Consider the following 20,583-nt stretch of genomic DNA (forward strand, 5'->3'; position numbering starts at 1 on the left):
ATCCATAGGGGTAATCCCGCAGAAATGACTAACCCAAGCAGGGTTCAATGCTGGTAGAAAAAACCAAAAGTAAATTTCTTCGTGTCATCGGCACGAAACCTATGCGATTTACTATTACAGACTGGGGAACATCGCCTCACCATCTGGCGTACATGCAGGTCGTACAGGTGTTGCCCCTATAGGGCAAAAAATCCTTTCTTTTGTTTTTCTACCAATATCGCGCTCCTAAAGGAGCCACCTGTTATGCGATAAAAAGGAACGTTTACCACAAAATGACTCACAACCAAAACATCATATTTTTACTATGATTTCATTTTTTTTACCATCCTTTACGTATAAAACAGATATGGCTGCCAGCAACATAAATACACCGGCCATAATTATAGCATACACCGAATGTTCATTAAACAAATGCTTCACAATTACACTTCCCGTAAGGCTGCTTACAATTTGGGGAAAAGTGATAAAGAAATTGAAGATCCCCATATAAACACCCATCTTTTTTGCGGGTATTGAGCTGGATAGTATGGCATAAGGCATTGAAAGGATACTTCCCCATGCCAAACCAATGCCAACCATTGACAATATAAGCCAGTTTGGATCAGTAATAAACCAAATGGAGATAAGGCCAAGTCCCCCCATTGTTAAAGAAAATGCATGCGCAATTTTTCTGCTTGTAGCTTTAGCTATTTTTGGCAGCAACAAAGCATAAATAGCTGAGATGCCATTGTAGATCCCAAATAAAACGCCTACCCAGTTACCGGCGTCGTTATAAGCTACAGATGTGGTATCACCTGCTTTTACGTGATAGATATGCTCAGCAAGTGCAGGAGTTGTGAAAACCCACATGGTGAATAATGCAAACCATGAAAAAAATTGCACAAGGCCAAGTTGCTTCATGGTTTTAGGCATATTGGCCATATCAGTAAAGATCTGGCCGAAACCTGTTTTCTTTGGACTTACCGCAACAGGCTCCTCTTCATGAAATTGCGCATGCTCTTCGGGCGAGTATTCCTTTGTACGGATAACAGTCCACACTATTGACCCAATAAGCACTGCCGCGCCTATATAAAAGGAATACAGCAGGTTAGCCGGCACATGACCGGCTTCGGCAGTTTTTGAAATATGGAAATACTCGGCAAAAACATAAGGCAATAATGACCCAGCTACAGCGCCGATACCGATCAGAAACGTTTGCATAGAAAACCCGGTGCTATATTGGCTTTCAGGTAAATTATCTGCTACTAATGCCCTGAATGGTTCCATCGCGACATTAAAAGAAGCATCCATCATCATAAAGATTCCTGCGCCCACAACAATTGGAGGGATAATAGCTACCAGCAGGGATGAATTTGGTAAGATCAATAAAGCAAAACCCGATAAAATAGCACCTGTAAGAAAATAAGGTTTACGACGTCCAAAACGATTCCAGGTACCATCACTATAATGACCTATAATGGGTTGAATAATCATCCCGGTAAGCGGGGCGGCAAGCCAGAACCATGATAAATTACCGGTATCGGCGCCAAAGGTTTGAAGGATCCTGCTGGCGAAGCCTGTTTGCAGGGCAAAGCCAAACTGAATCCCTAAAAATCCGAAACTCATGTTCCAGATCTGCCAAAAACTCATTTTTGGTTTTTGCAAAATGCCGCGTGTTGCCATGTTATTTAGTTGTCATTGGTCATTAAGTCATTGGTCATTAGTGACACGATTAAGGGATTATCCGGATTTACTGGATTCAGTTATAATTTCCCAATCCTTTTAAATCGCTCAAATCCCTAAATCCCGGTCAGAATTCCAGCAACAAGCCGCTTGTGGCGGGTAATGTTAGGGTGATTCCGTTGTTTATATTGTTTGTATTATAATTGGTTCCGGTTAACAAATCTTTAAATTCCCTGCTTCCGCTTAAATTTAATTTTTGAAGCAGGTCATCAGGCAATTTAACTGTTATTGTTTGCTCTGTTCGGTTAAAATTGGTTATTACTAATATACGCTGTTTGGCAGTATACCTGGCATATATATACATGCGGGTATTAAAGCCGGGCTGGTGCTCATTGGCTACCATCAGCTCATAAAACTCCCCGGTTCTTAACGCTTCGCTTTTGTGTACCGTGCTTAACAGGCTGCTGTAAAAGCTGCGGAGTTTTTTTTGATCAGCAGATAACTGCCCACCGTCAAATTTGCCGTTGTTGATCCATTTTTGATGCTCAGGCACGCCCCAATAATCAAAGATGCTGCTGCGGCCATCATCGCCACTAAAACCTTCGGTACCGGCAGCGGGTTCGCCTGTTTCCTGTCCGAAATAAACCATCACCGGGCCGGTTGATAAGGTAGCGGTAACTATCATTCCGGGTACTGCAAGCCAGGGGTTGCCTGCGAAATCGCGGGAGGCAATGCGCTGCTCGTCATGGTTTTCCATAAAACGGAGCATGTGGCTGTCAATACCGTTACTGTCGTTATGCCAAACATGGTTTATGTCCCAGGTGGTGGCGTTTGGTTCGTTGCGGGTTAAGCGTTTTATGGCATCGTAAAGGCCAACCTTATCGTACAGGTAATCGAATTTACCGGTGGTAATATATTTAGTATAAAGTGTGCTGTTATAGGCTTCGCCGATAAAAACAAGATCAGGATATTCTGCTTTCAGTTTTGGGATCACCCAGCCCCAAAATTCAAAAGGCACCATCTCCACCATATCGCAACGGAATCCATCAATTCCTTTTGCCGCCCAAAAATGCAGGATATCGTACATTTTATTCCACAGCGGTGGGATCGGGTCAAAATGCGGGGTGCGGTTATTTTGATAATCAACCCCATAATTCAGCTTCATGGTTTCGAACCAGTCGTTGATTGATGGCGATGCGCTGAATACATCGTTGCCGGTTGCTTTTGCGGGATGCTCATCAAATTTACCATCCTTTAGCGGGCTCTTAAGTTCATCGCCACCGGGGTTATATCCGGCAGGAACAGTAAAATGCTGTGCCGGGATGTAATAGAAATCATTTTTAGGGCTGAATGCCTGCGTGGTATCATCGTCCTGACCAAAATCCCTTACACCTGCCGGTTTTACATCCGAGCCATAGGTGCGGGCCACATGGTTGGGCACACAGTCCATTATAACTTTCAGTCCATTAGTATGGGTGCGTTTTATCAAAGCCTCATACTCGGTCATGCGATGTTTTACATCAACTGCCAGGTCGGGGTCGACATCATAATAATCTTTTATGGCATAGGGTGAGCCGGCGCGGCCTTTTACAATGTCCGGATCATCAGCCTTTATACCAACGGAAGAATAATCCGTCATGGTGGCATGCTCAATTACCCCAGTAAACCAAACATGGGTAAAACCCATGTTCTTTATTTCCTGTAAAGCCTTATCGCTGATGTCATTAAACTTGCCCGAGCCATTTTCATCAATTGAACCATTGGGCTTATTAACCGTTTTGGTATTACCAAACAAACGGGGAAGCACTTGATAAATTATAAGCTTATTATCGGTTGATGGTTGTTCCATTCTTTTTGTTCGTGCCGGATGCTTTGATTGCGAAAATGTGTTAAATGGTATTAATGCTACCAACGTTAAACATACAAATTTTCCAATCTTATCATTCAGCATGCGCTTTATTATTTATGCCTCAACCAATAACTCGTCATTTGCCTTTACCACCTGTTCTTTATCATAAACCAAAACAGTGGTTTCAGTGCCCGACAGGTTTTTTATCTGCACGCCTTCCTTACTTACTTTTATATTAAGCACAGCACCGCGGAAACCGATATGGAAGGAAAAGGACCGCCATTTACCCGGAAGAAACGGCTGGAACGACAGCTTGCCATTAATTACACGCATCCCGCCAAAACCTTCAATTACCGACATCCATGTACCTGCCATCGAAGTAATATGACAGCCATCTTCGGTATCATTGTTATAATCGTCAAGGTCCAAACGGGCAGTGCGTAGGTAAAACTCATACGCACGGGCCTCATCACCCAATTTTGCAGCTAAAATTGCATGCACACATGGAGACAATGACGACTCGTGTACTGTACGCGGCTCGTAAAAATCAAAATTGCGGCGGATGGTTTCTATATCGTACTGATCTTCAAAAAAGTAGATCCCCTGTAAAACATCCGCCTGTTTTATATAGCATGAGCGCAGGATCCTGTCCCAGCTCCATTTTTGATTGATGGGGCGATCAACTGCAGGCAGGTCTTTAACCAATATTTGTTCTTTATCCAAATAACCGTCCTGCTGTAAAAACACCTGCTGCTTTTCATCATACGGATAGTACATTTTTGAAATGATGTCAGTAAAACGGGCAGTTTCTTCCTCCTCTTTAAAGCTGATCTTATTTACCAGTGCGGTATATTTTGCAGGTTCGGATGCCTTTACTTTTTCAACAACCTCTATGGTATATTTCATGCACCAGGTAGCCAGCGTGCTGGTGTACCAGTTGTTGTTTACATTGTTCTCGTACTCATTTGGCCCGGTTACACCCAGCATTACATACTGCTGCTTATCATCAGACCAGTTAACCCTTTGCGACCAAAAACGCGCAATAGCTATCAGTACTTCCAAACCATAATCGGCCAGGTAAGCTTCATCGGCAGTGTAACGCACATAATTAAATATGGCATAAGCAATAGCGCCATTCCGGTGGATCTCTTCAAAAGTGATCTCCCACTCGTTATGGCATTCGGTACCATCCATAGTTACCATTGGATATAGGGCAGCGCCATTGTTAAAGCCAAGCAGCTTTGCATTGTCAATAGCTTTGCCCAGTTGCTTGTACCTGTATAGCAGCAGATTCCGGGTAACTTTTTGATCGGCAGTCGATAGATAAAAAGGCACACAATAAGCTTCGGTATCCCAATAAGTTGAGCCGCCGTATTTTTCGCCGGTAAAACCTTTGGGACCAATGTTTAAGCGATCGTCTTCACCTGTATAAGTTTGATTAAGCTGGAAAATATTAAAGCGAATAGCCTGCTGTGCCGAGGCATCGCCTTCAATAATAATATCATTCATTTTCCACTTTTCGGCCCATGCATCTGCCTGTTCCTGCAATATAACATCAAAACCCTTTTTGCTGATGCGCGTTAGGGTCTCTTTCAAATTAGCCGCCAGGTCTGCAGCTGCATAGTTCTGCGATGACAGGTTAGCGGCATATTTTATAATAGTGGTGCTTTGCCCTTCGGCTGCCTGCAATTTAAATTTTGCAGCTATGTATTTTTCTTTGGTTACGGCTTGTGTGTGAAGCTTTACGGGTTCATTGTTTTGTAGTGCGCTCACCAGCATGCCGGTTGCTACTTCAAAGCCCGTTTTTTTGGTACGCATTTGCAGGAAACCGCCATCGTTCCAGCTCTCCTTTTTTATTTCATCCCAAAATTTCTCATCGTAGTTGGAGTCTTTATTAACTACATCGCCATCAATAAAGGGGGTGATGGTTAGCCAGCCGGTAAAGTTTACCGGTGTAATGGTATATTTAATAGCTCCCGCTTCATCATCAGCCATGCTGCAAAAGCGCAGAGCTTCAACCTTAATAATTTTTCCGGTAGCGGTTTTTGCGGTGAAATTTCTTTTCAGGTACCCTTCCTGCATGTTAAGCTCCCGCTTAAACTGCAACACTTCGCATTTGGCAAGGTCAAGCTGCTCGCCGTCAATGTTAATATCAATACCCACCCAGTTGGCGGCGTTAAGTACTTTGGCGAAATATTCAGGATAGCCGTTTTTCCACCAGCCCACGCGGGTTTTATCCGGATAGTAAACACCAGCCACGTAATTACCCTGCAGTGTTTCGCCGCTGTATGCTTCCTCAAAGTTAGCCCGCTGACCCATCCGGCCATTTCCCAGGCTAAAAATACTTTCGGATACTTTATTATGATGCGGGTTAAAGCCTTGTTCTATAATCTTCCACTCATCAACTTCAATGTAGTCCTTCATTCTTTATTGTAATTGTGTATTTCAGTTCCTTTTAAAATTATCCTTCAAGCCCCTCTAAATCTCCTCCGCTGGTTAGCGGAGAGACTTTAGCTTCGCGCTTTGTGAGCTATTTTGTGATTGCTATCGCGACACCCGCACGCCATGCATAACCGCCAATGCAAGTTCTACACTTTTATATTCGCTCAGTATAGTATGCGGTTGCTTCGTTCCTCGCAATGACATAGCGGTTAAAGCGCATTCAACTTCTCCAAACTCATTTTATCCAACCCGCTCACTACCAGGTCAGCTTTATTAAGTACATCCGGTGAACCTATGCCCACTACCTTCATGCCGCCGTTTATGGCTGCTTCAACTCCTGCAATGGCATCCTCAAAAACCACGCATTCAGCAGGGATAACACCAAGAGCTTCGGCGCCTTTTAAAAATACTTCAGGATCAGGTTTAGCTTTACTTACATGGTTGCCATCAACAATGGCACCAAACAGGTGGGCCATATTTATTTTATCTAATATGGTGCCTGAATTTTTACTTGCCGAGCCTAATGCCGTTTTTATGCCGGCAGCTCTGCAGGTTTCTAAAAACTCCTTTGCACCGGGCAATATTTCGGCCGGCGTCATCCGGTTTATCATTTCAACATACCAGGTATTTTTACGGGTAGCTAATTCCTGCTGCTCCGCTTCGGTTTTTGTAACACCGCCCAGTTCTAATATTATCTCAAGGGAGCGTACACGGCTTACACCTTTCAGCCTTTCATTGTCATGTTCTGTAAAATTAATCCCCAGTTCGTCGGCTAAACGTTTCCAGGCTTTAAAGTGATAAACAGCTGTGTCAACAATAACGCCATCTAAATCAAAAATACAGGCTTTAATACTACTCATTTTATTTGTTAGCAAATTTAATTAATTAGGGCTTAGTTAATTACGGATTACCGTACAGCAATCATTTTTATGAATTCCCTAATTAATTATTCAAAAATCATCCTTCAATTATCAAATCCTAAATTACTTACTATCAGTAAACTCCAAAACCAATGTAGATTTTGCGCCGATAGTTAATTTCGAAAGGTCCTGGTTTTCACCTGTAATTATATTCTTTGCATTTTTAATGCCTTTTATCCTTTCATAATAACGGTCGGTTGTAGTAGTTTGCGCTGTATCAGCACTATTGTATACCACCATCACCGTTTTTTTATCATCGTACCTAAAGTACACATAGATACCATTCTGCGGAAGGTACTGCATCATTTTACCGGTTTGCAAGGTAGCTGTGTTTTTGCGATAATTAGCCAGCTTGCGCACATAGTTAAATGCATCGTTTTCTTTATCATCACGGCCACCGGCAGTAAATTTATTCTTTTTATCGCCATCCCAACCACCCGGGAAATCTTCACGCACCAAACCATCGGGATTACTCAGGTTTTTCATCAGGATCTCATCTCCATAATACATTTGCGGCACACCGCGCAGGGTCATCAGCATAGCCATGGCCGATTTATATTTATTAAGATCCTCCCCAACAACTGACAGAACGCGGCTCATATCATGGTTATCTAAAAATATGGTGTTGCGGGTAACATCCTGGTATAAAAAGTCCTGCGCCAGTATATCATACAGGTGGGTAACCCCGCTATCCCAGCCATCATTACCGTTCAGCGCCTCATAAATCGCTTCTTTTACAGCAGCATCTGTTACAGCGGGTAAATGGGTATCAAATCCCCGGTTCACTGTATTGCCCTGGGTAAAGTAAGCCTGTGTAAAAGGCAGTGGTGTAAGCACTTCGCCAAAAATAGTCATACGTGGAAACTCGGCTTTAACATCCACGGCCCATTTGGCCATATAAGCAGGGTCGTTATAAGGATAAGTATCCAGCCTTAACCCGTCAACACCTGCATATTCAATCCACCAGATATGATTTTGGGTTAGAAAATTCTGCAGGTAAGGGTTATTTTGGTTCATATCGGCCATTCTATGGTCAAACCAGCCATCAAGCATCTGCTTGCGGTCTGCTACCGAAGCATGCGGATCCATTACTGCTTCGTATTTAAAGTTCGACCGGGTATATTTTGGCCATTGGTGTACCCAGCTTTTCATCGGCATATCCTGTATGGTATAGCCTTCGGTGCCGGCATGGTTGTGAACAAGGTCCATCACCATCTTCATGCCCATACTATGGCATTTTTCAACAAACTTTTTATACAGCTCATTGGTACCATAACGCGCATCAATTTTATAATGATCAGTTACGGCGTAACCATGATAGGATGCCTTGGGCTCATCATTTTCAACTGCCGGGGTTAACCAGATGGCGGTAATGCCCAGGTCTTTCAGATAATCCAGGTGGTTCATAATACCCTGCAAATCACCACCGTGACGGCCGAACATAGAATCGCGCTGAATTCCCTGCTCACGCATGTTTGAAAATGAGTCATTTGTTTTATCGCCATTTGAGAAACGGTCTGGCATGATCAGGTAGATCAAATCTTTACTGGTTACCCCCTGCACACGGTCAGGAGAATGGTCGCGGGCTTTGAGCGCATAACTATAAATTAAGGGCTTTTCACCGGCTTTAATAAATTTTATCGGGAACGTTCCCGGTGTGGTGCCTGAAAAAATGCGCAGATCGAGGAATAAGTAATTAGGATTTTCGACCTTATGCACCGCAACCAGCTTTACACCGGGGTAGTTCAGCTCTACTTTTCGGGCTGCAATATTGTTGCCATGCACTATCAATTGCAGGTTAGGATTATGCATACCAACCCACCAAAACATGGGTTCTACGCGTTCAAGCGCAGGAATTTGCGCCGATGAGCCCAATGCCAGAGCCAGGCAGCAGGTTGTAAAAAACAGTAATTTTTTCATATCAGGTTTAACCGGATTATCATTGGGCGATTTGATAGTTTTTTCAATCAACCGCGTTTCAAATTTAAAATAAAAATGATTGGTTATATGAAAAAGTGAAATTTTGTTTGGGGGAGGAATTGGGGGAGGATTTTACTATTAATTAAATGGGATCTTGGGGTATAACAATGCGTTTGTACAGAACTATGCCTTATGCCCGTATCACTACCATTAAATCGTATCTTTTAATTCTTTTAACTCTTTTTGTTTAACTAAGCCCTCGGGTATATTAGGATAGAATTTATTTAGGATATGCTTTATTACAGAAATACTTTCTATTGACTGGTAAGGGGGTATAGAAAGACCATCAATCAGTTCAGAGATCTGTTTAGCTTTCAATGCCTCATACTGATCAACCATTATAGATAACGTATTATTAGTTCTATGTAACGATATCATTTCATCAGTTTTCTTGATGTTTTCGATAAGCTCTTTTAAATGATGGTTTCGCTTCATGATTAACAAATTTAAACAATAATTTCAAGAAATCCTTTCGGAATGCTTTTGTACCTTTTATCCGGTTTGGTTTTATCAAATTGATTTACCCAGTAAGCATAGTCCGCCTGGTAGATAAAATGTAATTTATGATCTTCGGGATAAATTACAATTATATAACCATCGAGTCCATAATTCGCTAAACTTGCAGGATAGATAAATTCCTTTAACTCCCTTTCTTTAAGCTTTGCTGTCTCAAAATCAACAAAAGTTACCAGATCAATATCAGAAGGTTTTGGTTTTTTTGTAACAAATGAGCCATCAATCCATTGCTTTAGTTCAGTTTTTCCACAAAGTTCCTTTAATTCATCCTTATAACTTAAGTACTGATTAAAAAGTGTCCTTCGAATATCTTCCGGACTATCAACAGAAAAATATCCTTCAAATTCCTGAAGAGTAGCGTTAATGATTTTTGAAGGTACGAGTACGCCAGCGGTATTAAATTCAAACATTGGGGTAAAGATACTCATTCAAAATATCTAATAAAAAGCTTCAGAATGATCTGATTTATTGAAAAGTCTTCAAATACGCCTCTTCCGTCTCTATACCCATTTTTTTTCGCAAGGCGTTAACCTGCTTTGGGTACTTTAATTTCCATGGACTTGACTTATGCGTTTTAGGATCTGTGTAGATTTGTGTGCCATAGATCTGCTTTTGCTTTTTATTCATCAAAACACGATCAGTTAAATAAGCGAAATTCCTTTTGCTGGCGTTATTTTTTGTTATCTCAATTTTTAAGAGCCTTAATACCTTTTCCTGGAAAGGAATGTCATCATCACAATGCTGAATGATCCAAAAAAAGGTGTCGGACTTCTCCCCTGCCAAACTATAGCCCGGGTAACCATATTTATTGATAATGGCTTTTGCCTTTACCTCGTTTATGCTGTCGCCCTCAGCCCATTTTTTCTCTATAGTTTCCTGATCGTATTGGGATGGTTGTTTTTTCATCACCTTAGTATATTCCTTGCGCCAAAACTGGTCGTCCTTAAACATGGAATCTATTTTTTGGATCAGCAATGTATCGTGCTTTGCAGTTTGGGCTGATAGTTTGGCGATAAAAATCACGCAGTAAAATAAAATTAAGGTTATAGCTTTCATAGGATGCTTTTTAAAACTAAATATATAGTTATTAATTAGCTTGCCCAAATAAATAAAAAAATAATTTGCGTAGAAGTTCATGGTTTATAGTTGATAGTAAAAAGAATAAATCGCAGCTACTTAACTATCAACCGGATACTACACCTCCGGCTATGAACTATGAACCATCAACAATGAACTTCCCTAAAAAATCATTTCCAATCCGCCGCTAAACGCCCTATCTTTAAACTCTATTTTAAAATATGGCTACAGAAGTTAAATGCCCCAACTGCGGGGTCCCGTTCCCGATTGAAGAAGTGATGGCCGAAGAGTATAAAAAGGATCTTCGGGTTAAGATGCAGGAGTACACGCAGCAAAAGGAAGAGGAATACCGCAAAAAGGAAAGTGATTTTATAACCCGTGAAAAACAGCAGGCTCAGTTGTATGAGCAGCGCCTTATAGAAGAAAAAAAGCAATTGCAGCTAACCGTTGAGCAAAGTCTGCGTAAATCAATAGCTACCGATTTTGAGAATCAAATGCTGATGCTGCAAAACAGTGTTACCGAAAAAGACGAAAAGTTAAAGCTGGGCCGCCAAAAAGAGCTTGAATTTTTACAAAAGGAAAAAGCCCTGCTGGACAAAGAAGCTGAGCTTGAACTTGCACTACAGCGCAAACTGCAAGAACAGCGTAACGAGCTTACCGAACAGATCCGCAAACAGGAAACCGAAAAATTTAACCTTAAGGATACCGACTACCAATTAAAGGTAAAAGAGCTTGAAAAACAACTTGACGACCAGAAAAAACTGGCCGAAGAAATGAAGCGTAAAGCCGAACAAGGCTCCATGCAGCTCCAGGGCGAAGCGCAGGAACTGATCCTGGAGGATTTGTTACGTGTCAATTTCCCATTTGACCTGATCAGTGAGGTTGGCAAGGGTGTGCGCGGCGCCGACTGCGTGCAAACCGTGCGCAACCAGTTTGGCCAGGAATGCGGTCGCATTATTTATGAGAGCAAGCGTACCAAAGATTTCGGTGCAGACTGGATTGAGAAACTTAAAAAAGATATGCGCGGCATCGGGGTGGATGTTGCCGTGATAGTAAGCCAGTGCTACCCCAAAGGCATGGACTGCTTTGGCGAAAAAGATGGTGTTTGGATCTGTTCCTTTGATGAGGTAAGGGCAGTCGCTTATATTTTACGCGATGGTATTCTTAAGCTCAGCAATCTTGCCAAATCACAGGATAATAAGGGCGACAAGATGCACCTATTGTATGACTACCTGATCAGCAGCGAATTCAGCGAACAGTGGAAAGCTATCCGCGAGGGATTTTTAAGTATGCGTATGAGCATTCAGAAAGAGCGCGATGCCATGGAAAAATTATGGAAAGCCCGTGAAAAACAGCTGGAAAAAGTACTGCTCAATGCTGCCCATATCCAGGGATCGATTGAAGGCATTGCCGGTAATGATGTGATCCAGCTGAGTTTAACAGATGACGAGGATGCATTGTTGCTGGACTAGGGACCGGGATTGACCGGAATTAAGTGATTTTAGGGATTAGGGGGATAGTGATTAAAGGATGGAGAAGATCTTAAATGGCAAACACCCAGATATTGCTTGATAGAAGCAAAGCTATTGAATAGTCAATTATCCTGCTGAAAGAAGGTATAAAAAGAGGAAATTCCTACAGATGTAGGATTAAAACAGGTAAATGAGCTTTTAAAAAACGAGGTAATAAAACATAGGATAAGTAAGAAATAACCTATTCCGAAATTAAAGACCTGATCGCGTTTATATTCAGTTTTTTGCTTAATTACCTTCGCCACCCTACAATATATGGCTAATTTATATGTTTAGTATAACCACAATAATAAAAAACAATTACCAAATATGTATTATTGTAGCTTGCTCAAGATTAGTACAGAATTAATTTTTAACTTTAATCCTAATTTAATACTCCTAAAATAATTTGACTATGTTTTTTCGCGCTTTTATTTTACAACATGAAGATCTGTCACAGGTAATTTTCTATGCGTTAATAATTACTTCATTATGGTTAGCTGAATGTTTAATAGGGGCAATAAAACCTAAAGCAAAGCTGGCCCATACATTTTTAAATGCTTCATTTATTTTTACTGCATTACCACTCCAACTGTTATTAACCATTTTTATAATTCTTATTATGAATTGGGCAAATGCTAACCATTGGGGCCTAATATATTATATACCTTACCATAGTAATAAGTGGGTATATTATATCAGTTTGTTTGTGCTGCTTGACCTGGGCGAGTACGTTTATCATGTTATTATGCATAAAATAGATGTTTTATGGAAATTTCATTTAGTACACCATAGTGATCTGAAGGTTGATGTTTCAACAACTGTAAGGGAGCACCCAGGCGAAACCTGTATCCGTACCTGTTTTTTAATGTTATGGGTTTTTCTGTTAGGTCCGGGCATTGTGGTGTTGATGATTAGACAGGTGTTTCAAACCTTTTTTAACATTCTGGCCCATACCGAATTCCGGTTGCCGCATAAATTACACATGGTAGTTGGGGCAGTATTCATTACGCCAAACCTTCACCATGTGCATCATCATCACGAGTTGCCTTATACCGATTGTAATTATGGCGATGTATTATCCATTTGGGATCGTTTATTTGGCACCTACCAGGAGCTATCCGAAAATGAAACTCATTTTGGGATTGATACCCACCCTGACCCTGCCGTTAATGCGCGTTTTGTAAATATTTTAAAAATACCTTTTCAAAAGCTGGAACGGAAATAGTTGATCCTAAGGGAATTTATACAGAATAGTGTGCGTAAATACAGCTTATTTATTTTACTGGTTTTATTAACAAGCAGGGCCTTTTCTCAAACAGACAGCGCTCAAACAGAAGGTGTTACCTCAAGGTTTTACTTCCCGGGTATGGTTGGTGTTAACCTGCACCTTTATGATCAGCACCAGCATTATAAGCGGGGTTTCGTGTTAAATACGGGAATAGAATACCGGCCCGATAATAACCCCTGGTTTTTCCGCTTTAATTATGATGCAGTAAGCAGCAACTATAAAAGCGATGCAGGGCTTTACCAGCAAACCAATGTACAAAACGGCACCCTGCACGTTAATTATTTTATAGCGGGCCCGGGGTACAGAAAAAGAATTAAAGAGATAGGCTGGTATTTTTTGGCACAAACAGGACTGGAGCAACGCAATTATGATCGGGTATCTGGCAATGCTTCGGGTTACGTAATTACCCAGGTAAGTAAAACACAATTAGCATTCAAATTGGCCGGTGGGTTTGAATATTACCTCGCAAAGCATTTTGCATTGGTAGCTGAGCCCGCGTTTTATCCAAATCTTACCAGTCATCATGGTTCATCATCAAATGGGAATTTAACGATGAGCGTTGGTTTTACTACTACACTTTTTTGAAAAGATCAATCCTGCCAGTTACTTTTTAAAACTTTATATTCTTCTCGTTCCTCGAATGATAATGACTCCAAAACGTTTATAGATTTCCCATTAAGCCCATTGATCACATAATTGCTTTTTACAAGTGTGTCAAAGAATTGGATCTTATAATTATCCTTCAGTTTTTCATTATCTTTTATGATCTCCCCAAACCTGGTCACGAAATTTTCTTTTTTAAGTGCCGATGCCGGAGTTGGATTTTTGACTGCCATTAATATTTAATTTAAAATAAAAACTATTTGTTGTTAAGTTAACAAAATTTAATGGTAATAGTTATACTATTGGTAAAATAAGACAGTAAGTTAACATAACATCCCCTTTCCGGCAGGTTAATTTTCGTTCCTGCAGCTAAATATTCCATCACGAAAGATGGTCTCACGAAGATTTGAAGCGTTTGACACCCGTTGATAATTTTTGAGTCATTTTTGAACGCGCATCTTTATAAATTAGCTTTAATTTCCTATTTTTAGGTTTTAAAACCGGCTTGGGTTCTGGCCTTGATCTGTGCGTTATCGGCAAGCATCTATGTCACAAACCATTGTAATGGCGTATGAGGCGATCTACAATTACGCTATTCGAGCAGAAGCACTTCTCCAAATTTTATTAACTACCAAAATAAAAACAAATGAGCAAAATCACAGTAAAAGACGGAACAGAAATTTATTACAAGGACTGGGGAACCGGGCAGCCGCTTGTGTTTCACCATGGCTGGCCATTATCCGGTGATGACTGGGACGCGCAGATGATGTTTTTCCTTAAAGAGGGATACAGGGTTATTGCCCATGACCGCCGCGGACACGGAAGGTCAAGCCAAACTTCGGGCGGGCATGATATGGATACCTATGCAGCTGACGTGGCTGAGTTAACCAAGGCTCTTGACCTGAAAGATGCAGTACATATTGGCCACTCCACAGGCGGTGGTGAAGCGATCCATTATGCTGCTAAATACGGAAAAGAGCGTGTAGCCAAAGTTGTGCTGATTAGCGCGGTTACTCCGCTTATGGTACAAACAGAAAACAACCCGGATGGTGTTCCTATGGCTATATTTGATGAGATCCGCGAAGGTACAGCATTTAACCGGGCACAATATTTCCAGGATTTTACCATACCGTTTTATGGGTATAACCGTGAGGGAGCCAAAATATCGCAGGGGATAAGGGACAACTGGTGGCGCCAGGGAATGATGGGCGGAGTGAAAGCGCATGTTGAGGGGATCAAGGCTTTTTCGGAAACCGATTTTTCAGATGACCTTAAAAGTGTGGAGATCCCGGTATTGGTATTACATGGTGAAGACGACCAGATCGTTCCGTTCCCGATTAGCGGAGCAAAGGCCATAAAGCTTTTGAAAAACGGAAAATTGATCTCTTACCCGGGTTTCCCCCACGGAATGCCAGCTACAGAAGCTGCAACTATTAACAAGGATCTGCTGGCTTTTATTAAATCGTAAATAAAAGTTATTTCATCCTGCTTAGGAAAGAAAAAGCTGTCAACTCTTAGGGTTGGCAGCTTTTTTTATTTCGGTCCCCGCAGGGTCTCGCATCGCGGACCCTGCGTTGCATAGTGCCAATGGTGTGTAATAACCCTTTGTCTATCCATTCAAATAATCCATTTCTGATGAATACCTGGCAGGCGACGCAGGATCCCTTTCAGGAGATCCTGCGAGGACGGAAGAGAACTCATGTTAAAGCCCGGTTTTCCTCCTTAACGTCGAACTTTCGACTTCCCCCTTCCGACTTCCCTCCCTTTCCCTCTGTTAAATTATGTTAAAAACCACAATTAACCTACAAATAATTTTGCACCTACAAAATTATTTGTAGGTTTGTATTATGGAAGCGATAAATCCCGAAGACAACAAGAAAATAGAGCCCACCAAATCGGAGCTGGAAATATTGCAGGTGTTGTGGCAGCATGGCCCCTCACCTGTTCGGTTTGTGATGGGCGAGTTGAATAAGATCCGCGAACTAAACTATACGGCCACCCTGAAGCTGATGCAGCTAATGGTTGATAAAGGGATTTTAAAACGCGACGAGAGCCGGATGCAACATATTTACCATGTGGTGGAAGATGAGCAGAAAACAAAGGAGCATCTGCTGGATAAATTTTTGGATACGCTTTACCAGGGTTCGGCTGGGAGCCTGATGATGCAACTGGCGGGGAACAAAAAAACCACCAAAGAGGATCTGGAAAAAATGAAAGCCCTGCTTAACAAGCTTGAAAATGAGCAACAATAATTTAAGATAATGGAACAGCGCCTTCAACACTTTTTGCCGGGCAATATTTCGCAGGCCCTTTGCCAAACGCTGGTGCACTCGCTGTGGCAGGGTACATTGCTTGCTTTGCTTGCCGGTTTTGTTATGGTGCTAACTAAAAGATCGGGTGCTGCATTGCGCTATCGCCTGCTTACGGGCTTGTTATTGCTTTTTACTCTATGTTTATTTTGCACCCTATTTTTTGAGCTGCAAGCTCCGCCGCTTACCGGCAACCAAATCCCGGAAGCTTTGGAGCATGGTAATTTGTGGGCGGTTTTGCTATCCGATCTCGGCTCCGGTTTAAAATATATAAATGAACATGCCGCAGCCGTTTCCGTTTTTTGGCTGGCGATTGTTGTTTTGAAAGCATTGCGACTGCTCTTTGGCTTTTATACTCTTAACCGGCTAAAAAAAGTTAAAGTTCACCAGGTTACCGCGTTTTGGGAGGCACAGCTAACCCGGCTCGCTAAAACAATGGACATAAAACGGGCATTAATCCTTCTTGAATCGGGCATTGCAAAGGTACCGGTGGTGATCGGCTATTTAAAACCGGTGATCCTGCTGCCGATAGGCCTGATCAATTCGCTGGAGCAGCGTGAGGTAGAGGCGATTTTGCTGCATGAACTGGCGCATATCCGCAGAAATGATCACCTGGTAAATTTGCTGCAAAGCCTGCTGGAAACATTGCTGTTTTTTAACCCGGCGGTGCTTTGGCTCTCTCATTTAATTCGTGCCGAACGGGAAAATTGCTGTGATGATATGGTGCTCTATCACACCCAAAACAAGGTTGGCTATATTAAGGCTTTGGTTAGGTTTGAAGAACACCGGGTAACCACGCTGCAACCCGCCCTGGCATTTACCGGGCAAAACGGCGGCATGGTGCAGCGGCTGGAACGGATGGTGAACAACCGCAACAGCACCCTTAACAAACTGGAAGTAATGGGGCTTGCTTTGTTATTGGTGATTACTTCGCTTTTCGTGGTGCTGAGTCCGGCAAATAGTATCAGGTCGGTAATTAAAAGTCCACAGGGTGCGGTAAAACCGGATTTCAACAGGTCGGAACAAGCTGCCCGTGAAAGGGAATTGAAAAAGAAGGCGGAAGTTGATGCTTCGAAACGGAGAGGGCAGCAGGATAATAGTCCGTAAGGGAATAAGGGTTAGGTTAAGGAGAGCGCTTACCCTCATTACGCGTAGCGAAGAGAGGGTCGCCCAGCGCAGCGTCGGCGGGGTGAGTCTATACGTCGTGCATTGACGCAAATGCACTTGCGTGAATATCGCGCGTAGATTTACCCACCCGGTCATTGCTTCGCTCGACCACCCTCCCTTCGCTGACGCGGAAGGAGGGTAAGAAAGACTTTTTACTTAATATTAGTTCTTAACCAGTACTGCCCCTCCAAATACCAACAATTTATTAACCAAATTTTTGCATACCAAAATGGTGTCCCTGGGTTGCCTTTGGGTAAATTTTTCAAAATCAAATAGTAAAACCATGTTCAGCAATTATTTAAAAATAGCCATCCGGAACATCCGGAAAAACATTGCCTTCTCCGTCATCAACATTGCAGGGTTAAGCATCGGCCTGGCCTGCTGCATCATCATTTTGCTGTACATAAGGGACGAGATCAGCTTTGATGGTTTCCATGCCCAAAAGGACCACATCTACCAACTCACCTGCCTGCGTACCGAACAGGATGGCAGCAGTAAAAAATTTGCCATTGCCGCGCTGGTGCAGGGCCCGGCTTTCAAACAGCAGGTTCCGGAGATTGAGGAGTTTACCCGTGTTAATCCAAAGGATGTGGTAATAAAACTGGATAACAACATTTTCAGCGAGCAGGTAACCTGGGTTGACCGGAATTTTTTAAGCGTTTTTACCTTTCCATTAATTTATGGCGATGCTAAAACGGTATTGAATGATCAGCACTCGATGGTGCTGAGCGAGGATGGCGCGCTTAAATATTTCGGCACTACACAAGCGGTCGGAAAAACCCTGCGACTGGAGATCAATGGAAAGTTTGAGCCTTTTACCGTGAGCGGCGTGGCCAAAAATGCACCGCAAAACTCAAGCATCAGGTTTAATGTGCTGCTGCCCTTTGCTTACTATGAGCTGGCCAATCCTGATAATGGCTGGATGTGGGTGTCTTTCCCAACTTATTTTCTGCTTTCGCCAAAGGCAAACCTTAAAGACATCGCCCACAAAATGGACCAGGTATACCACACCCGCGCCAAAGAAGAGATTGACCTGAACAACCTGGCTGGCTACGGAAACAAGTTTGAATGGGGCCTGCATCCCATATCCGGGATGCATTTAAATACGGAATATGAAGGTACACCCGGCGCCAGCGACCCCATCTATTCGTATATTTTAAGCGGGGTGGCTGTTTTTATATTGCTGATAGCCTGTATAAACTTTGTGAACCTCACCGTGGCGCAATCGCTTAAAAGAAGCAAGGAGATTGGCATAAGAAAAGTAATTGGCAGCAAACGCAGTCAGCTCACCCTCCAATTTTTAAGCGAGTCGATTGTGATATGTTTTGTGGCTTTTATGCTGTCGCTTTTGCTTGCGGGGTTGGCATTGCCGGTTTTTAATGAGCTGGCCAATAAAAAAATAAGCTTATTTTATTTGCTGGACTGGAAGCTGGTGACAGGTTTTTTTCTGCTGTTTTTGCTCACAGGCTTTGCCGCCGGTTTTTACCCGGCATTGGTGCTCTCGGGGTTTAATCCGATAGCGGCACTTTCGGGCAAGGCGGGGATTGGCGGGAGGAATTTTTTGGCGAAAAGCCTGGTGGTGGTGCAGTTTGCGCTGGCTACTTTTCTTATCATCTCAACGCTTTTTATTTATGCCCAGTTTAATTTGCTTACCCAAACCGATGTGGGCTATCCTGATAAAAACCTTCTGGGCTTTACAGTTAGCCAGGGAATAAGGAGCAAAACGGTGATGGATGTTTACCGGTCCGAGCTTTCAAAAGTGCCCGGTGTGGTAAGCGTTGCCTATAAAAACATTGGTCATTTTGGCGGCAAGACCCAAGTTGGCAAAAAAGAGTTTACGGCTACCTATGAGCATATTGATGAAAATTACCTGCCTGCTCTTGGCGTAAAAATAATAGCCGGGCGCAATTTTTCGGGTGCTTTCCCTGGTGATTCTGTTGCCTCGGTGCTGGTTAACCAAACGCTGGTTAATGTTACCGGCCTGACTGATCCGGTAGGGAAAACCATTGACTATATGAACCTGCCGGGATGGGGTAGTCGCAGGATAACCATTGTTGGCGTGGTTAAGGACTATCATAACGAATCGCTTAAAGAAAAGATCCAGCCAATGGTTTTCACAGGAGAACCATCGTTACCGCTTGGGGAGATGATCATTCGCATCAGCAACGGGCATACTGCTGCTACGCTGCTGGCCCTCGAAAAAGCTTATCACCGCCTTAACCCCGATCATCCTTTTCAGTATGAATTTAAGGATGAAGCCAACCGCAACAGCTATGAGGCGGAAAACAGGTGGAAGCAGATCATCACCTTAGGGGCGGTTATCACCATTTTTATTTCGGGGATAGGTTTGTTCGGACTGGCTATGCTGTCTGCCAAAAAAAGAGAAAAAGAGATCGGTGTGCGTAAGGTTTTAGGTGCATCGGTAGCTGAACTGGTTGCTATGCTGATCAAAGATTTTGCCCGCCTGGTAATGATCGCTTTTTTGATCGCCATCCCCCTGGGCTGGCTGGTGATGCACCACTGGCTGCAGGGTTTTGCTTACCGGGTTGATCTGTCGTGGTGGCGTTTTTTTATAGCAGGGCTTATTGCCTTGCTGGTGGCCGTGCTAACGGTTAGCTACCAGGCCATAAAAGCGGCGCTGGCTAATCCTGTAAACTCTCTTCACAACGAATAATTAACAAGTTCAATAAATCAATTTAAAAACAAATCGTAAAAATCATGAAAAAAGGAATCGTATTAGGCCTGTTGATCCTGGGATTAACCGGCATGCGCGCCATGGCGCAAACAGAAGCTCAAGCTAAAGAAGCTGAAGCAAAAGAAGCCGAAGCTAAGGCTGCCCTACCCGTTAAAACAGGCAATGAATGGCAAATGCCAAAAGACGTGCTGACGCGTTCAAAAAACTTTACAGAAAACCTGCAGAAAAAACTCAGCCTTGACGATGCCACAACAAAAAAGGTATTCAACGCTTATTTGGGCAACGTCAAATCTGTTGATGAAATAAGGGTTTCTACAAAATCTGAAAAAGAAATGAAAGAGGCACTGGCTGCTAACCATGCAGAATTTAACCAGGTATTAAAGGGTATTTTATCGCCTGCGCAATTTGAAGGGTATTTGAGGGAGGAGAAGAGTAAGAAGATGAGGTAATGCCTTTTCCTGTCCCTGCTAACCTCCTCCAATAGGGCTTTGCAGGGACGGGAAAATGGGTATTATCCTATTTAAATTCCTGAGGAATCAAAAGGGGGAATGACAAGGGTGG

The 20,583-nt window shown here is 42.7% G+C and carries 18 protein-coding genes; 8 read left to right on the forward strand and 10 right to left on the reverse strand.

Annotated features, from left to right (window positions below; translation table 11 throughout):
- Positions 1-291: 291 nt before the first annotated feature.
- The 8 genes from BUE31_RS16255 to BUE31_RS16290 all read right to left on the reverse strand — a co-directional run bounded on the left by BUE31_RS16255 (position 292) and on the right by BUE31_RS16290 (position 10,425).
- A complete protein-coding gene (locus BUE31_RS16255) occupies positions 292-1,662 on the reverse strand; it encodes an MFS transporter (RefSeq protein ID WP_073404842.1) in 1,371 nt (456 codons plus the stop codon).
- A 127-nt stretch (positions 1,663-1,789) separates the two neighbouring features.
- Positions 1,790-3,511, reverse strand: a complete 1,722-nt coding sequence (locus tag BUE31_RS16260; protein WP_073404989.1) for an alpha-amylase family glycosyl hydrolase — start codon at positions 3,509-3,511, stop codon at positions 1,790-1,792.
- Between the two features lie 114 nt (positions 3,512-3,625).
- Positions 3,626-5,935 carry a glycoside hydrolase family 65 protein gene (locus tag BUE31_RS16265; protein ID WP_073404843.1) on the reverse strand — a complete coding sequence of 770 codons (2,310 nt, stop codon included), beginning with the start codon at positions 5,933-5,935 and terminating at the stop codon, positions 3,626-3,628.
- A 227-nt stretch (positions 5,936-6,162) separates the two neighbouring features.
- Positions 6,163-6,813 carry a beta-phosphoglucomutase gene (gene pgmB, locus BUE31_RS16270; RefSeq protein WP_073404844.1) on the reverse strand — a complete coding sequence of 217 codons (651 nt, stop codon included), beginning with the start codon at positions 6,811-6,813 and terminating at the stop codon, positions 6,163-6,165.
- Positions 6,814-6,936: 123 nt separating this feature from the next.
- Positions 6,937-8,793 carry a glycoside hydrolase family 13 protein gene (locus BUE31_RS16275; RefSeq protein ID WP_073404990.1) on the reverse strand — a complete coding sequence of 619 codons (1,857 nt, stop codon included), beginning with the start codon at positions 8,791-8,793 and terminating at the stop codon, positions 6,937-6,939.
- A gap of 210 nt (positions 8,794-9,003) precedes the next feature.
- Positions 9,004-9,288 carry a hypothetical protein gene (locus BUE31_RS16280; RefSeq protein WP_073404845.1) on the reverse strand — a complete coding sequence of 95 codons (285 nt, stop codon included), beginning with the start codon at positions 9,286-9,288 and terminating at the stop codon, positions 9,004-9,006.
- Positions 9,289-9,299: 11 nt separating this feature from the next.
- The gene (locus BUE31_RS16285) at positions 9,300-9,797 is read right to left on the reverse strand and encodes a DUF6932 family protein (RefSeq protein WP_143167143.1); all 498 of its coding nucleotides are present in this window, start codon (positions 9,795-9,797) and stop codon (positions 9,300-9,302) included.
- A gap of 37 nt (positions 9,798-9,834) precedes the next feature.
- On the reverse strand, positions 9,835-10,425 hold the full coding sequence (locus BUE31_RS16290; protein ID WP_143167144.1) for a DUF6624 domain-containing protein: 591 nt from the start codon (positions 10,423-10,425) through the stop codon (positions 9,835-9,837).
- A 242-nt stretch (positions 10,426-10,667) separates the two neighbouring features.
- Here BUE31_RS16290 and BUE31_RS16295 point away from each other — a divergent pair, with 242 nt between their 5' ends.
- Positions 10,668-11,918, forward strand: coding sequence for a DUF2130 domain-containing protein (locus tag BUE31_RS16295; RefSeq protein WP_073404848.1), 1,251 nt, complete (start codon positions 10,668-10,670; stop codon positions 11,916-11,918).
- Between the two features lie 507 nt (positions 11,919-12,425).
- On the opposite strand, the gene BUE31_RS31100 is transcribed toward BUE31_RS16295, so the two are convergent.
- On the reverse strand, positions 12,426-12,563 hold the full coding sequence (locus BUE31_RS31100) for a hypothetical protein (RefSeq protein ID WP_159440702.1): 138 nt from the start codon (positions 12,561-12,563) through the stop codon (positions 12,426-12,428).
- 16 nt (positions 12,564-12,579) lie between these two features.
- Between BUE31_RS31100 and BUE31_RS16300 the strand changes: the two genes are divergently transcribed.
- Together BUE31_RS16300 and BUE31_RS16305 are read left to right on the forward strand one after the other, a co-directional pair.
- On the forward strand, positions 12,580-13,185 hold the full coding sequence (locus BUE31_RS16300; RefSeq protein WP_159440703.1) for a sterol desaturase family protein: 606 nt from the start codon (positions 12,580-12,582) through the stop codon (positions 13,183-13,185).
- 30 nt (positions 13,186-13,215) lie between these two features.
- Positions 13,216-13,833 carry an outer membrane beta-barrel protein gene (locus BUE31_RS16305; protein ID WP_159440704.1) on the forward strand — a complete coding sequence of 206 codons (618 nt, stop codon included), beginning with the start codon at positions 13,216-13,218 and terminating at the stop codon, positions 13,831-13,833.
- Positions 13,834-13,838: 5 nt separating this feature from the next.
- On the opposite strand, the gene BUE31_RS16310 is transcribed toward BUE31_RS16305, so the two are convergent.
- Entirely contained in the window at positions 13,839-14,084 is a 246-nt protein-coding gene (locus tag BUE31_RS16310) for a hypothetical protein (RefSeq protein ID WP_073404851.1), read from the reverse strand.
- Positions 14,085-14,497: 413 nt separating this feature from the next.
- On the opposite strand from BUE31_RS16310, the gene BUE31_RS16315 reads away from it, so the two are divergent.
- From BUE31_RS16315 to BUE31_RS16335, 5 genes are all read left to right on the forward strand, one after another.
- Positions 14,498-15,319: an alpha/beta fold hydrolase gene (locus tag BUE31_RS16315; protein ID WP_073404852.1), complete on the forward strand. Its 822-nt coding sequence runs from the start codon at positions 14,498-14,500 to the stop codon at positions 15,317-15,319.
- Positions 15,320-15,698: 379 nt separating this feature from the next.
- Complete coding sequence (locus BUE31_RS16320) at positions 15,699-16,103, forward strand: BlaI/MecI/CopY family transcriptional regulator (protein WP_073404853.1); 405 nt, start codon at positions 15,699-15,701, stop codon at positions 16,101-16,103.
- 9 nt (positions 16,104-16,112) lie between these two features.
- Positions 16,113-17,267: a M56 family metallopeptidase gene (locus BUE31_RS16325; RefSeq protein WP_073404854.1), complete on the forward strand. Its 1,155-nt coding sequence runs from the start codon at positions 16,113-16,115 to the stop codon at positions 17,265-17,267.
- 343 nt (positions 17,268-17,610) lie between these two features.
- A complete protein-coding gene (locus BUE31_RS16330) occupies positions 17,611-20,001 on the forward strand; it encodes an ABC transporter permease (protein ID WP_073404855.1) in 2,391 nt (796 codons plus the stop codon).
- A gap of 44 nt (positions 20,002-20,045) precedes the next feature.
- A complete protein-coding gene (locus BUE31_RS16335) occupies positions 20,046-20,471 on the forward strand; it encodes a hypothetical protein (protein ID WP_073404856.1) in 426 nt (141 codons plus the stop codon).
- Positions 20,472-20,583: the final 112 nt, after the last annotated feature.

The organism is Mucilaginibacter sp. OK098, from assembly GCF_900142915.1.
Classification (GTDB): Bacteria; Bacteroidota; Bacteroidia; order Sphingobacteriales; family Sphingobacteriaceae; genus Mucilaginibacter.